The 14,161-nt window shown below is 67.8% G+C and carries 12 protein-coding genes; 6 read left to right on the top strand and 6 right to left on the bottom strand.

What is annotated here, in order from left to right; translation table 11 throughout:
- The first annotated feature begins 228 nt into the window (after positions 1 to 228).
- The 5 genes from ACLQ3J_RS00585 (at position 229) to proB (ending at position 7,258) form a co-directional block, all read left to right on the top strand.
- Positions 229 to 3,681 (top strand): translation initiation factor IF-2 N-terminal domain-containing protein, encoded by a 3,453-nt coding sequence (locus ACLQ3J_RS00585; RefSeq protein WP_425901898.1) that lies wholly within the window; start codon positions 229 to 231, stop codon positions 3,679 to 3,681.
- Positions 3,682 to 3,900: 219 nt separating this feature from the next.
- Positions 3,901 to 4,212, top strand: coding sequence for a 50S ribosomal protein L21 (gene rplU, locus ACLQ3J_RS00590; RefSeq protein WP_072698676.1), 312 nt, complete (start codon positions 3,901 to 3,903; stop codon positions 4,210 to 4,212).
- Positions 4,213 to 4,249: 37 nt separating this feature from the next.
- Positions 4,250 to 4,513, top strand: a complete 264-nt coding sequence (rpmA, locus tag ACLQ3J_RS00595; RefSeq protein ID WP_169620503.1) for a 50S ribosomal protein L27 — start codon at positions 4,250 to 4,252, stop codon at positions 4,511 to 4,513.
- A 169-nt stretch (positions 4,514 to 4,682) separates the two neighbouring features.
- Positions 4,683 to 6,140, top strand: a complete 1,458-nt coding sequence (obgE, locus tag ACLQ3J_RS00600; protein WP_169620504.1) for a GTPase ObgE — start codon at positions 4,683 to 4,685, stop codon at positions 6,138 to 6,140.
- Positions 6,141 to 6,157: 17 nt separating this feature from the next.
- Entirely contained in the window at positions 6,158 to 7,258 is a 1,101-nt protein-coding gene (gene proB, locus ACLQ3J_RS00605; RefSeq protein WP_296550944.1) for a glutamate 5-kinase, read from the top strand.
- A 3-nt stretch (positions 7,259 to 7,261) separates the two neighbouring features.
- On the opposite strand, the gene ACLQ3J_RS00610 is transcribed toward proB, so the two are convergent.
- Together ACLQ3J_RS00610 and ACLQ3J_RS00615 are read right to left on the bottom strand one after the other, a co-directional pair.
- A complete protein-coding gene (locus ACLQ3J_RS00610; RefSeq protein ID WP_378527937.1) occupies positions 7,262 to 8,110 on the bottom strand; it encodes an NAD-dependent protein deacetylase in 849 nt (282 codons plus the stop codon).
- An 8-nt stretch (positions 8,111 to 8,118) separates the two neighbouring features.
- On the bottom strand, positions 8,119 to 9,657 hold the full coding sequence (locus tag ACLQ3J_RS00615) for an ATP-dependent DNA ligase (protein ID WP_425901899.1): 1,539 nt from the start codon (positions 9,655 to 9,657) through the stop codon (positions 8,119 to 8,121).
- A gap of 129 nt (positions 9,658 to 9,786) precedes the next feature.
- Here ACLQ3J_RS00615 and ligD point away from each other — a divergent pair, with 129 nt between their 5' ends.
- Positions 9,787 to 10,749 carry a non-homologous end-joining DNA ligase gene (gene ligD / locus ACLQ3J_RS00620; protein WP_425901900.1) on the top strand — a complete coding sequence of 321 codons (963 nt, stop codon included), beginning with the start codon at positions 9,787 to 9,789 and terminating at the stop codon, positions 10,747 to 10,749.
- A gap of 18 nt (positions 10,750 to 10,767) precedes the next feature.
- Here ligD and ACLQ3J_RS00625 read toward each other — a convergent pair whose 3' ends face one another.
- The 4 genes from ACLQ3J_RS00625 to ectA form a co-directional block, all read right to left on the bottom strand.
- Positions 10,768 to 11,703, bottom strand: a complete 936-nt coding sequence (locus tag ACLQ3J_RS00625) for a D-isomer specific 2-hydroxyacid dehydrogenase family protein (RefSeq protein WP_169620509.1) — start codon at positions 11,701 to 11,703, stop codon at positions 10,768 to 10,770.
- A gap of 73 nt (positions 11,704 to 11,776) precedes the next feature.
- Positions 11,777 to 12,175: an ectoine synthase gene (locus ACLQ3J_RS00630; protein ID WP_422423605.1), complete on the bottom strand. Its 399-nt coding sequence runs from the start codon at positions 12,173 to 12,175 to the stop codon at positions 11,777 to 11,779.
- Positions 12,176 to 12,232: 57 nt separating this feature from the next.
- The gene (ectB, locus tag ACLQ3J_RS00635; protein ID WP_169620511.1) at positions 12,233 to 13,516 is read right to left on the bottom strand and encodes a diaminobutyrate--2-oxoglutarate transaminase; all 1,284 of its coding nucleotides are present in this window, start codon (positions 13,514 to 13,516) and stop codon (positions 12,233 to 12,235) included.
- Positions 13,517 to 13,577: 61 nt separating this feature from the next.
- Entirely contained in the window at positions 13,578 to 14,096 is a 519-nt protein-coding gene (gene ectA / locus ACLQ3J_RS00640) for a diaminobutyrate acetyltransferase (RefSeq protein ID WP_169620512.1), read from the bottom strand.
- Positions 14,097 to 14,161 lie beyond the last annotated feature (65 nt).

Below are 14,161 nucleotides of genomic sequence, written 5' to 3' on the forward strand. Positions count from 1 at the left end.
GACGAAGGAACCACCTCGCTCCGCGACATGCTGGATGTTCCGGCGCTCGAACCGCGATCAAGCCAGGCATCGCTCGGCCGTGCAGTGATAACGGGCACCGGACGGCCGTGTGATGCGAGACCGGATGATCTCGCGCCCCCAGGCGCGGGCATACAAGCAGCGCCCTCGCGTGGCCGCTCACATCGCACGAGTCGGTGATGGACGCGCCCGGGGGCTTAGGAGACTTACGTGGCCGATCAAGAGCCGCCGGAGAACAATTCCATCGAATCCGCGGACGTCGTCGCCGACGGCACCGAGGTACCGAACCTGCCCGCGAAGATTCGCGTGCACGCGCTCGCCAAGATGCTGGGACTCACCAGCAAGCAGGTGATCGCAAAGGCCACCGAACTCGGGACTGCGCTCAGCAGTGCGCACGCAACGCTGCACCGCGACGCCGCCCGAGAGGTGTACGCCGCACTGAGCGGCGCTTCCGAGCCTGCCGCTCCTGACGGACGCACCGAGGCTCAGGCACCTGAGGCCCAGGCACCCGAGGATCCGGCCGCCGAGGCGCCGGGCGACACGACGCTCGCGCACATCGAAGAGCCGGTGCTCTCCCCGGAGCCGAAGGTCGCGGACAAGGACGAGCCCGTCCAGGAGACGTCGATCGGTGGACCCACCGGTCTGTTCACATCCCCGGAACAGCACACCCCGTTGTTCGCGCCGCCGGAGCCGGTAGCCGACACGGTCGCCGCACCGCTGTTCCTGCAACCGGTCGCGCCCGCGCCTGCGGACGAGGACGCCGACGACGAACCGGTTCGTCCGCGCCGCCGCCGCGCCCGCCGAGGCGCAGCGGCGAAGGACATCGACGAGCAGACCGTCGAGAAGAACGCAGAGAAGACCGCAGAGAAGACTTCCGGGAAAGCATCCGAGACCACGTCCGACAAGGTCGCCGGAGCCGAGGCGCCGGCCGAGCAGGTCGACGAGGCGCCCGCCCGCGATACGGGCTCCGACGGCGGCCGGGCCCAGGGCCCGGACGATGACGATCAGGACGAGCATCCCCGTCGCCGCCGCCGTGGACGTCGTGGCCGTGGCCGTGGACGCGGTGACAGCGGCGAGAACGATCAGCACGACGACACCTCCTCCGAACACGAGGAGAAGAGCGGCAAGGACGACGACCGGACCGAGACCGGCCCCGCGGCCGACTCGGGCGACGACCGGCACGGCAAGCCGGCTGCCGCCGACGAGGAACCGTCGGACCAGACCAAGACGGACCAGACCAAGACGGACCAGAGCAAGTCGGACCACGCCGACTCGGACGACGACTCCGAGGACGACGAGCACAGCGACGGCACGTCGCGTCGCCGTCGCCGCCGTCGTCGCCGCCGCGGATCGGCCGATTCCGACACCGACACGTCGGGCGACGACGATGCAGTTCCCACCGTCGTGCACGAGCGGGAGCCGCGGCCCAAGGCGCGCGTCAAGGACGAGGTGCAGGGCATCAGCGGCTCGACGCGCCTCGAAGCCAAGCGACAGCGTCGCCGGGACGGTCGGGAAGCCGGCCGTCGCCGTCCCCCGATCCTCACCGAGTCGGAGTTCCTGGCACGCCGTGAGTCCGTGGACCGGGTCATGGTGGTCCGCGAGCGCACCTCCGGTGCCCATGCGGGAATGACGCAGGTCGCCGTGCTCGAAGACGGCATCCTCGTCGAGCACTTCGTCACGACCTCCGGGTCGGCGTCGATGGTCGGCAACATCTACCTCGGTCGCGTGCAGAACGTGCTGCCGTCCATGGAAGCCGCCTTCATCGACATCGGACGCGGCCGCAACGGCGTGCTCTACGCCGGTGAGGTCAACTGGGAGGCTGCCGGCCTGGGAGGAAACTCCCGCAAGATCGAGCAGGCGCTCAAGCCGGGCGACATGGTGGTGGTCCAGGTCAGCAAGGACCCCGTCGGCCACAAGGGCGCGCGTCTGACCACCCAGATCAGCCTGGCCGGCCGATTCCTCGTCTACGTCCCGGGTGGATCGTCGACCGGGATCAGCCGGAAGCTGCCGGACACCGAGCGCAAGCGCCTCAAGGACATCCTGCGGGAGATCGTTCCGGCAGAAGCCGGGGTCATCATCCGCACCGCCGCCGAAGGCGTCAGCGAGGACGAACTGGCGCACGACGTGACCCGTCTGCAGTCGCAGTGGGACACGATCAGCGCCCAGGCCGACAAGGTGCAGGCCGAGGCCTCCGGGCAGCCGAAGGCGCTGTACGAGGAGCCCGACCTTCTTGTGAAGGTCGTCCGCGACCTGTTCAACGAGGACTTCTCGAAGCTGGTCATCGAGGGCGACAACGCCTGGAACACGGTCGAGTCCTACATCCGCACGGTCGCACCCGACCTGCTGCCGCGCGTGGAGCGGTACCGCTCCAACAACTCGGTGGACGTGTTCGGTGCTCACCGCATCGACGAACAGCTGGCGAAGGCGCTCGATCGTAAGGTGTGGTTGCCCTCGGGCGGCACGCTCGTGATCGACCGCACCGAAGCAATGACCGTCGTCGACGTCAACACGGGCAAGTTCACCGGCTCGGGCGGCAACCTCGAGGAAACCGTCACCCGCAACAACATCGAAGCGGCGGAAGAGATCGTCCGTCAGATGCGGCTGCGCGACATCGGCGGCATGATCGTGGTCGACTTCATCGACATGGTGCTCGAGTCCAACCGCGACCTGGTGCTGCGCCGTCTCACCGAAGCCCTCGGACGGGACCGCACCCGCCATCAGGTGTCGGAAGTCACCTCACTGGGCTTGGTGCAGATGACGCGCAAGCGTCTCGGTACCGGTTTGGTCGAGGCGTTTTCCACCACTTGTGAGCACTGCAACGGACGCGGCATCATCGTGCACTCGGAGCCGATCGAGTCCAAGCCGCACGAGGAGTCGACGCGTTCGCAGAGCGGCGGTTCGCGGCGCAAGCGGGGGCGCGACAAGAGTGCTCCGGAACCCGTCGCCGAGGTGGTCGTGGAAGAGACCGTCGCCCCGGCACCCTCGCAGGAGGAGCTGGCCAGGCGCGCGGCTCATCCTGTGGCGCTCGCCATGGCCTCGCACCACCCGGAGCACAGCGATTCCGACTCCGCTGATGCTGCTGTGGCCGACTCCACCGACGCTCCTGTCGCCGAGTCCGCGAACGCGGGAGCAGACGCTCCGGCGACGCAGCCACCGGCCGGCCAGGAGGGCGACCCGGTGAAGATCTCCGAGCCGTTGCGGGCAGCCGATCCCGGCCGGATCGCCGACGCCGCCCGGAGCGAATCCGGCACCGGAGAGGACGCGACTACGGTCACGACCCCTGCGGACGAGCCGGAGGAGGTCGCGGAGGAGATCGCTGCCGCCGAGGCTGCGGTCGCGAAGTCGGCCCCGAAGAGTGTTGAGGCGGAGCAGGTTTCCGCGCCGGAATCCGACTCGGAGCCCGCTCCCCGTCGTCGTCGCGCGCGCCGTGTGGCACGCCCGGCAGCACCTGCCGGGGACGCGGACGCCGCTGCGACGGTGTTCGTCCTGCCGGCCCCGGCCGCCGACTCGACGCCGGTGACGCCTCCGGCCACCACGCCGGTGTCGACGCCCGAGGACGCGTCTCCGAGCGCCGACGAACCTGCCGTCAAGGTGGTCCGCAGGACACGTTCACGGCGGGCTGCGGGACGCCCCGCGGGTCCGCCCGTTGACGCCGAAGCATGACGGGTCTCCCCGGACCGGCAGAGACCGGTCCGGGGAGCTCGGCCCGGTTTGACCCTGGCCGCCACTTTCCCGTAATCTTGTTCAGTCGCTACTCGGCGATACTGCCCAGCCGCGCCTGGACTCAGGATGGCGGCGGGACCGAGTAAGCACCATACAGACCAGTCGCGACCGCAAGACTGTGGCGCGAGCACGTTCGAAGAAGCAAGGGGTAGCCGTCCGATGGCAACGTACGCGATCGTCAAGACCGGCGGTAAGCAGTACAAGGTCGCTGAAGGCGACCTCGTCAAGGTCGAGAAGATCGAGGGTGAGCCCGGCGCTGCTGTCTCGCTTGCTCCGGTCCTCGTCGTCGACGGATCCGAGCTGACCACCGACGCCGACAAGCTGGCGAAGGTATCGGTCACCGCCGAGATCGTCGAGCAAACCAAGGGCCCGAAGATCCACATCCACAAGTTCAAGAACAAGACCGGGTACCACAAGCGCCAGGGCCACCGTCAGAAGCTGACGGTCGTCAAGGTCACCGGCATCAAGTAACTCGAGCTTCGAGCTTCAACCCCCAGGAGGGTTCGTCATGGCACACAAGAAGGGTGCATCAAGCTCCCGTAACGGTCGCGATTCGAACGCCCAGCGCCTCGGCGTCAAGCGTTTCGGCGGCCAGTCCGTCAGCGCCGGTGAGATCCTCGTGCGTCAGCGCGGCACCCACTTCCACCCCGGTGTGAACGTGGGACGCGGCGGCGACGACACGCTGTTCGCCCTCGAAGCGGGTGCTGTCGAGTTCGGCACCAAGCGTGGACGCAAGACGGTCAACATCGTCCCGGTCGCGGCAGACGCCTGATCTGCCGTCCGAACAGGACACTGCGAGGGTTTCCTCGCGACATACTCCCAATAGGGGCGGGCCAGGGTCGCACACACCCTGTCCCGCCCTTGTTGGTTTTCCACACAGCACGTTTCGCCAGTACATATCGGGAAGCTTCGCCAGTTCTCGCACGGAAAGAGGTCCATCCATGTCCCGCTTCATCGACCGGGTTGTGCTGCACGTCAGCGCCGGTAAGGGTGGCAACGGTTGCGCCTCCGTCCATCGCGAGAAGTTCAAGCCCCTCGGCGGCCCCGACGGCGGCAACGGAGGAAACGGCGGTGACGTCGTCCTCGAGGTGAGCGGCAACGTCCACACGCTGCTCGACTTCCACTTCCACCAGCACGCGAAGGCAACCAACGGCACGCAGGGTGCCGGTGGCAACCGCAGCGGTGCCAACGGCAACGACCTGGTGCTCGAGGTCCCGGACGGAACCGTCGTGCTCGACACCGACGGCAACGTCCTCGCCGACCTCGTCGGCGTCGGCAGCCGGTTCATCGCTGCGCAGGGCGGCCGAGGCGGCCTCGGCAACGCGTCCCTCGCCTCCAAGGCGCGCAAGGCCCCCGGCTTCGCGCTGCTCGGCGAGGAGGGCGAAGAACGTGAACTCGTCCTGGAACTGAAATCCGTCGCGGATGTCGGTCTGGTCGGGTTCCCGTCGGCCGGCAAGTCGTCGCTCGTGTCCGTGCTGTCCGCGGCCAAACCCAAGATCGCCGACTACCCGTTCACCACGCTCGTTCCGAACCTCGGTGTGGTCCAGTCCGGCGACACCACCTTCACCGTCGCCGATGTGCCCGGACTGATCCCGGGCGCAAGCCAGGGCCGCGGTCTCGGCCTCGATTTCCTGCGGCACATCGAGCGCTGCGCGGTGCTCGCGCACGTCGTGGACTGCGCGACCATGGACCCGGGTCGCGACCCGATCTCCGACGTCGACGCCCTCGAAGCCGAACTCGCGGCATACCAGCCCGCGCTGTCCGGCGACAACAGCCTCGGTGACCTCGCGGACCGGCCCCGCATCGTCGTCCTCAACAAGGCGGATGTTCCCGACGCCGCCGAACTCGCCGAGTTCGTCCTGCCCGAGTTCGAGAAGCGCGGCTGGCCGGTGTTCACCGTGTCCGCGGTGACCCACGAAGGTCTGCGGCCCCTCACGTTCGCGCTGGCGAAGATGGTCGAGGAGTACCGCGAGGCGCATCCGCCCGCGGAGCCCACCCGTCCGGTGATCCGCCCGATCGCGCGCAACGAGACCGGCTTCACCGTCGTTCCCGATCCCGAAGTTCCCGGTGGATTCATCGTGCGCGGCGAGCGCCCGGAGCGCTGGGTCCGCCAGACGGCGTTCGACAACGACGAAGCCGTCGGCTACCTCGCCGACCGGCTGGCACGGCTCGGCGTCGAGGCCAAGCTGGTCAAGATGGGCGCGCAGCCCGGCGCCTCGGTCACCATCGGCGACGTCAGCTTCGACTGGGAGCCGCAGACCGCAGCCGGCGTCGACGTCGTGCGCACCGGCCGAGGCACCGACGCCCGCCTGGACCAGGTCGATCGCGTCGGCGCCGAAGAACGCCGCCATGCCAAGAAGGTCCGTCGGGGGCTCGCTTCCGACGACGACGACTTCTGATCTTTTCGAGGAGAGTTGTGAGCGACACGCGAGAGGTCATCTCCGACGCACGCAGCGTGGTGGTCAAGATCGGCTCGTCGGCGATCACCAGCCTGGTGGGCGGCCTCGATCGTGGCAGGCTCGACCGGCTCGCAGACGCGATCGAGTCGCGGATGCGGTCGGGTTCGAGCGTCGTGGTGGTGTCGTCCGGGGCTGTCGGCGCCGGACTCGCGCCGCTGGGACTCACCACGCGGCCCCGCGATCTGGCCACGAAGCAGGCGGCGGCCAGCGTGGGGCAACTCGCCCTCGCTCACGCGTGGGGCACCTCGTTCGCCCGGTACGACCGGACCGTCGGACAGGTGCTGCTCACCGCGGACGACATCGCCCGCCGCACCCAGCACCGGAACGCCCAGCGCACCCTCGATCGTCTGCGCGCCCTCGGGGCCGTGCCGATCGTGAACGAGAACGACACCGTCGCGACCGCGGAACTGCGGTTCGGTGACAACGACCGGCTCGCGGCTCTCGTCGCGCATCTCGTCGGTGCGGACGCGCTGATCCTGCTGTCGGACGTCGACGGACTGTACGACGGTGATCCACGGAAGGGTGGGGCTCACTTCATTCCGGAAGTCACCAGTCCGGAAGACCTCGACGGTGTCGTCGCCGGGTCGGGCGGCGCACTCGGTACCGGGGGCATGGCTTCCAAGCTGTCCGCTGCGCGGCTCGCCGCGGACTCCGGTGTGCCGGTGCTGCTCGCCGCGGCATCGGACGCCGCCCGGGCACTGACCACCGCGGACGTCGGGACGGCGTTCTCGGCGCGTCCCGATCGTCTGTCTGCCCGGCTGTTCTGGGTGCGGCACGCCGCCGATACCCACGGCGCGCTGCATCTCGACGAGGGTGCCGTCCGCGCGGTCGTCGATCGCCGCCGGTCGTTGCTGCCCGCCGGAATCACCGGTACCAGTGGCAATTTCCACGCCGGCGATGTTGTTGCCCTCATCGCTCCGGACGGCCGCACCGTGGCCCGCGGCGTGGTTGCCTACGACGTGGCCGAACTCGATTTCATGATCGGTTTCTCCACCCGGAACCTGCCGGCCGATCTGCATCGTCCCGTGGTGCACGCGGACGATCTGGTGCGAATCTAGCTGTTACGCAGTCGGTGTCGGCTCGGCGACGCGGGATGTCAACGCCGCGAGCGATTCCGACGTTCCTGCCTCGATCTTGAGTGCGGCGAGAGAGTCACCGCGCGTCGGTCCCCGATTGATGATCGCCACCGGAATGTCGCGTGCCACGGCGTGCCGCACGAACCGCAACCCGGACTGCACGGTCAGCGAACTCCCGGCGACGACGAGTGCGTCGGCCTCGTCTATCACCTGGAAGGCGTCGTCCACACGCGGCCGGGGCACGATCTCACCGAAGTACACGATGTCCGGTTTCAGCATCCCGCCACATCGTTCGCAGTCGACCACGACGAAGCCGTCGGTATCGGCCACGACCGCGTCCGCGTCGGGCGCCACCTCGAGTCCCGTGATCGCGCGGGCGCGTTCGGCAAACCCCGGGTTGGCGCCGGTGAGGCGTTCGTGGAGGGTGAATCGGGAGATCCTATGCTGACAGGCCAGGCAGCGAACCTGCGCGTACGTGCCGTGCAGATCGATGACGCGGCGACTGCCCGCCTTGGTGTGCAGGAGATCGACATTCTGGGTGATCACGCCGGTGACGCACCCGGCGCGCTCGAGCGCGGCCAGGGCGCGATGACCGACGTTGGGGCGGGCAGCGTCCATATGCCTCCAGCCCACGTGGTTGCGTGCCCAGTAGCGGCGCCGGAACACCGGGTCTCCGACGAACTGCTGGATCGTCATCGGGTTACGCGGCGGAGAATCCGGTCCGCGGTAGTCCGGAATGCCGGAGTCGGTGGAGACGCCGGCGCCGGTGAGCACGGCGACCCGTCTGCCGTCCACCAGGGACCACAGGGAGTCGAGGGAAGGTCGAACGTCGATCACCCCTTCTACGGTAGGCCGTCGTTGCCGACCGGCGAGCGGGGGAGCAGTGCGCGCACCGCGTCGATCGTGTCCGCCTCTGCCGGTGATTTGTCCGGGCGGTAGCGCAGTACCCGCGCGAATCTGAGCGCCACCCCGCCCGGATAGCGCGTGCTGACCTGGGCACCGTCGAGTTCGATCTCCACTACCAGGCGCGGTTCGAGATAGACGGTGTGCTCGTCCCGGTGCGACTCGTGTAGCGGGAATTCGGCTGTCTGCCACCGCAGCAACTCGTCGGTGAGGCCCTTGAACGTCTTTCCCACCATGATCGGCGGGCCGCCGTCGGGATCGCGCGCGCCCAGATGCAGGTTCGACAGATATCCGGTCCGGCGCCCATAACCCCACTCGGCGGCCAGCACCACCAGATCGAGTGTGTGCTCGGGTTTGACCTTCTGCCACGCGCGTCCGCGCCGACCCGCGTTGTAGGGGGACGTGAGGGATTTCACCATGACGCCTTCGTGCCCGTGATCGAGCGACGCCGCGAGGTGCGCCTGCGCACGCTCCGGGCCGGGCGCCGTCACCGCAGGTATCCGGTGTCGCGCGGCCACACGGTCGAGGGCGGCCAGTCGTTCGGACAGGGGAGCGTCGAGGAGGTCGTCTCCGTCGAGGTGCAGGCAGTCGAAGAAGTACGGATGCAGCAGCAGTTCGCGCTCGCTGCGTGCGCCGAATCGGCTCATGGTCTCCTGGAAGGGGCGGGGACGGCCGGAATCGGTCAAGGCGAGCGTCTCCCCGTCGAGCACCACACTGGTGCACGGCAGGCCGGCGACGAGGTCGACCAGTTCCGGTACGGACCCGGTGATGTCGCGCAACGTACGCGTGAAGATCCGTACCTCGTCTCCCGCACGATGAACCTGGATGCGTGCGCCGTCGAGTTTGTACTCCACACTCACCTCGCCGCCGAGTTCGGTGAGCGCGGAGGTGAGGGACTCGGCCGGCGAGGCAAGCATGGGCCGTACCGGCCGGCCCACCTCGATCCGGAACGCGGCCAGGGCGTCGAGCCCGCCCTCGAAGGCCGCCGCTGCCGTGCCGCTGAGCCGTCCGGAGAGCATGAAGGCGCGCCGCACCGCGTCGAGGGGAAGGTCTGCTGCCGCGGCCACGGCATCGGTCATCACCCCTTCGAGCGCCCCTTGACGTAGATCGCCGCCGAGCAGACGAACGAGGAAATGCTGTTCGCCGGCGGTTGCGCGTGAGAACAATTCGTCGAGCTGTGCTCGACGTGTCGCAGCAGAACCCGGGCCCGACGTCGTCGCGAGGGAGTCGAGGATCGAGGCCACCTCGGAGACCTCGAGCGTCGCCGTGCCGGCCGGCGACAGATCGAGGCCCGCGAGCGTGCGGAAACCGACTCCGATCCGTCCTTGGGCCAGTTCCCCGGAGAGCCACGACACCACCGATTCGACTTCGGCCGGATCGGCGCGCACGAGCAATGCGCGCAACGCCTCGGTCTTCGCGCGCCGTGAGCGGGTCCCCGCCACCGCGTCCGATGTCTCCACCACGCTCTCGAGCAACACAGCTCGACGGTAACGCGCGGCAGGGAGCACGGCACCGGAAAGTGCTGCGGTGTGGTGTCCGGCGCGCGAGGATGGGTGCACGCCGGCGGGCCGCACGCGGTGGCCCGTGGGTACACGAGGAGGGACCGCATGGGGAAGGACTCGTCGGAAGCCGTCGAACTCGAAGCCGACGGCCGTACGGTTCGGCTGTCGCATCCCGAGCGTGTGTACTTCCCCGAAGTCGGTGTCACCAAGCTCGACATCGCGAACTATTACCTGGCCGTGGGCGACGGCATCGTCCGCGCCTTGCGGGAACGGCCGTGCATGCTGCACCGGTTTCCGTCCGGCATCGAGGGGGAGAAGGTGCACCAGAAGCGGCTTCCCCATGGCGCGCCGGACTGGGTCGACACCGTCCGGGTCCACTTTCCGCGCTACAACCGCGACGCGGACGAGTTGTGCGTCACCCGCGTCGCCGACGTCGTGTGGGCCGTCCAGATGTCCACGGTCGAGTTCCATCCCTGGAACTCGCGCCGCGCCGACGTCGAACGTCCCGACGAGTGGCGCATCGACCTGGACCCGATGCCCGACTGCGGATTCGATCGCGTGGTGCGCGTGGCCGGAGTGGTACAGGAAGTCCTGGCCGAACTGGGCGCGGTCGGCTGGCCGAAGACGTCGGGTGGCCGGGGACTGCACGTCTACGTCCGGATCGAGCCCCGATGGGGGTTCGACGACGTACGCCGGGCCGCATGGGCATTCGCGCGGGAAGTCGAACGACGAGCGCCCCGGGATGTGACGACCACCTGGTGGCGTAAGGACCGCGACCAGTCGGCCGTGTTCGTCGACTACAACCAGAACGCGCGCGACCACACCCTCGCGAGCGTGTACTCGATTCGCGGGGTGGCCGACGCCCGTGTCTCGACGCCGGTCCGCTGGGAGGAAGTGCCCGATGTCGACCCGCGGGAATTCACGGTCGCGACCGTCCCGGACCGGTTCGCGAAATACGGGGACCTGCACGCGGGGATCGACGACGCCGTCTTCTCGCTCGACGCTCTTCTCGAATGGGCCGACCGGGACGAGGCGGAGAACGGGGATATCGGTCGCGCCGGTTCGTGACCCCGCACCGAGGCGCGCTCAGTACCCGGCGCTCGGGTCGATCACAGCGACGGGATCGAGCCCGGACGCGAACCGGGTGACGTTCTCCGTGACGTGCTCGAGGTAGGCGGGGATGCGTACCGCCGGGGGGTTGGAGTCGTGGGGTGTGATCATCGCATTCGGCATCGACCAGAGGGGGTGACCGTCGGGGAGAGGTTCCGGGTCGGTGACGTCCAGACCCACTCCCGCGATGGTGCCCTGTCGTAGCGCCTCCACCAGTGCCTCGGTATCGATGAGGCGTCCCCGGGCAACGTTGATCACCCACGCGGTGGGTTTCATGGCGGCAAGTTCCGGGGCGCCGACGAGTTGTTCGGTCTCGGTGGTCGAGGGTGCGGCGACGACGAAATGGTCTGCGAGGTGCCAGATCTCGTCGATCCTCTCGACGGGGTAGGTTTCGACAGCGCCGGGTACGGGACGGCCGCTGCGGGTCACGGCCAGGGCGCGTGCGCCCAGTGCCGCGAGCATGGGGATCAGTGCCCGGCCGATGCCACCGGCGCCGATGATGCCGATGGTGGATCCTCGCAACGTCCCGAGGGTGGGAAAGAAGGCCTCGGGCTCCCAGGAGGTTGCCTCGAGGTGGGCCGGCAGTGCCCGCACCCCGGCGAGCAGCAGCATGAGCGCGTGCTCGGCAACGGTCGCCGAGTACGCACCCGCGGCGGAGGTCCACATCACTTGCGGATGAGCCCGGACGATTCCTTCGGACAGCCAGCGCTCGACCCCGGCCGCCGGAAGCTGAACCCAGCGCACGGACCGGGGGAGCGACTCGGGAAACGAGTCGGGTCCGCCGGTCCAGACCAGCGCGTCGGGCGCGTCGTCGAGGTCGCACACCACCCCACCGCCACTGGTGACGGCTCGGACGAAGCGCTCGTCCGGCGCCGGACCGACAGCAATGCGGGGCGAGCGCTCGAAAGTCATGATTCGACTCTAAGCGCCCGCCCCGCAATTGGTCACGTGCTCGCGTCGCGCGCGGCGACCACCCGGGTGGGTATCAGGCAGGTTCTTCGACGAGCGGGTAGACACCGTTCTCGTCGTGGACCTCGCGACCCGTCACCGGAGGATTGAACACGCACATCATCCGCATCGTCGTGCGCGGCAGGACGCGGTGGCGTTCGTGGCCGTTGAGCAGGTACATCGAACCCGGACCCAGCTCGTACTCCACGTCGTTGTCCAGGTCCTGGAGGGTGCCCTCGCCTTCCACCAGCCACACCGCCTCGATGTGGTTCGCGTAGTGGAACTCGTTGACGGTGCCCGCCTTGATGGTCGTCTCGTGAAACGAGAAACCGACCTTGTCGCCGGCGAGCACGATCCGCTTGCTGGTCCAGTTGCCGTCTTCGGACGTGACGTCGCGATCGGTACCGGAGATCTCTTCAGTCGTACGAACGATCATGGGTGTCGAAAATCCTTAGGGGTGAGGGTTTCTCGGGAAAGGGGGAGCGGACTTCGCTCAGGCCTGCACCTTCGCGGTGGCCTCGGCGAGGATATTGAGTCCGAACTCCAGCTCGTCGTCACTGATGGTCAGCGGCGGAAGGAGCTTGACCACCTCGTCGGACGGCCCCGAGGTCTCCGCGAGAAGACCCTCCTCGAAGGCGAGCTCGCAGACCTTCTGTGCGTTCTCGTGCTTCTCGAACACCAGTCCCTGGACGAGACCGCGACCGCGCGTCGAGACGCCGTCGAACATGTCGGACAGGTTCATGAACGTCTGGCGGATGCGCTCGCCCTTGCGCAGCGTTTCGCGCTCGAGCTTGTCGTCGGCCCAGTAGTGCTCGAGGGCGGCGGTAGCGGTGACGAACGCCGGATTGTTCCCACGGAAGGTGCCGTTGTGCTCGCCCGGACCCCAGACGTCGAGTTCGCGCTTGAACAGCGTCAGTGCCAACGGCAGACCGTAGCCACCGATCGACTTCGACAGCGTGACGATGTCGGGGGTGATCCCGGCGACCTCGAAGGAGAAGAACGGGCCGGTGCGGCCGCATCCCATCTGCACGTCGTCGACGATCAGCAGGATGTCGCGTTCCTGGCACAGATCCGCCAGCGCGCGAAGCCATTCGGGGCGGGCGATATTGACGCCGCCTTCACCCTGAACGGTCTCGACGATGACCGCGGCGGGGCGGTTGAGGCCGCTGCCGGCGTCGTCGAGCACGCGGGAGAACCACTGGAAGTCCTCTGTGACTCCGTTGAAGTAGTTGTCGAACGGCATCGGGGTCGCGTGCACCAGCGGGACGCCGGCACCCGCGCGCTTCATGGAGTTGCCCGTGACCGACAGAGCGCCGAGCGTCATACCGTGGAAGGCGTTGGTGAAGTTGATGACCGACTCGCGCCCGGTGACCTTGCGGGCAAGCTTGAGTGCGGCCTCGACCGAGTTCGTGCCGGTAGGACCGGGGAACTGGACCTTGTAATCGAGCCCGCGGGGCTTGAGCACGAGCTGTTCGAACGTCTCGAGCAGGCGCCGCTTCGCGACGGTGTTCATGTCGAGGCCGTGGGTGATGCCGTCGCTCATGATGTAGTCCACGAGCGCGGACTTGAGGATCGGGTTGTTGTGCCCGTAATTGAGGGCGCCGGCGCCCGCGAAGAAGTCGAGGTAGTCCTTGCCGCTTTCACTGCGGAGCCAGGATCCGGACGCTTTTTCGAATACGGTGGGCCAGCTGCGGCTGTAGCTGCGCACTTCCGACTCGAGATGCGTGAAGATATCCATGTCGCCCGTCGTGCCGGGCTTGTGTTCCAGGATGGTCATGTGGTGGTCCTCCTGCGATATTTAAGAAACTCGAAGTGATCGATACCCGAATCTCGGGTGATCACTCTCCGATCGTGTAAAGATCCTCAGCCAGATGAGAATCCGGAAAATCGTCGGGCGCGAACAAATCGCTCCGGGTGATATGGGTTCCGCGGCGGCGAGCCAATGCGGTGAACATCGCGATCGACGCTGCGTTGTCGGGACTCACCGTGGTCTCGAGGCGGGTGACGCCGAGGGGGGCGAGCCTGTCGAGCAGAGTGTCCAGCATGCGGCCTGCGACGCCACGACCGCGCTGATCGGCGTCGACGGCGACCTGCCATACGAACAACGTCTGTGGCGACTCGGGTCGCAGGTATCCGGTCACGAAACCGACGGCGCGGTCGTGCTCGTCGGTGGCGACCACGGAAGACTCGGCGAAATCACGGCACCACAACACATACGCGTAACCGGAATTGACATCGAGTACCTGGGAGTCGCGGGCGATCTGCCACAGCCGTTTTCCGTCGGCGATGCGCGGACTCCGGAAACTCAATTCAGCCGGCTCTACAGATGGGGTACTACTTTCCGTAACGGGCTTCATAAGTCCTCGTAACTTAACAAGATTTGATGTCGAATTCACCCGTTTCGCCTGGCTCGGGTGCTAAA

This window comes from Rhodococcus sp. DT1, from assembly GCF_049844875.1.
In the GTDB taxonomy this organism is placed as follows: Bacteria; Actinomycetota; Actinomycetes; order Mycobacteriales; family Mycobacteriaceae; genus Rhodococcus.

Bases quoted from the DNA above. Each gene is read 5' to 3' on its own strand.
- rplU (WP_072698676.1), top strand. From the start codon at position 3,901: ATGGCAACGTACGCGATCGTCAAGACCGGCGGTAAGCAGTACAAGGTC.
- rpmA (WP_169620503.1), top strand. From the start codon at position 4,250: ATGGCACACAAGAAGGGTGCATCAAGCTCCCGTAACGGTCGCGATTCG.
- obgE (WP_169620504.1), top strand. From the start codon at position 4,683: ATGTCCCGCTTCATCGACCGGGTTGTGCTGCACGTCAGCGCCGGTAAG.
- ligD (WP_425901900.1), top strand. From the start codon at position 9,787: ATGGGGAAGGACTCGTCGGAAGCCGTCGAACTCGAAGCCGACGGCCGT.
- ACLQ3J_RS00625 (WP_169620509.1), bottom strand. From the start codon at position 11,703: ATGACTTTCGAGCGCTCGCCCCGCATTGCTGTCGGTCCGGCGCCGGAC.
- ACLQ3J_RS00630 (WP_422423605.1), bottom strand. From the start codon at position 12,175: ATGATCGTTCGTACGACTGAAGAGATCTCCGGTACCGATCGCGACGTC.
- ectB (WP_169620511.1), bottom strand. From the start codon at position 13,516: ATGACCATCCTGGAACACAAGCCCGGCACGACGGGCGACATGGATATC.
- ectA (WP_169620512.1), bottom strand. From the start codon at position 14,096: ATGAAGCCCGTTACGGAAAGTAGTACCCCATCTGTAGAGCCGGCTGAA.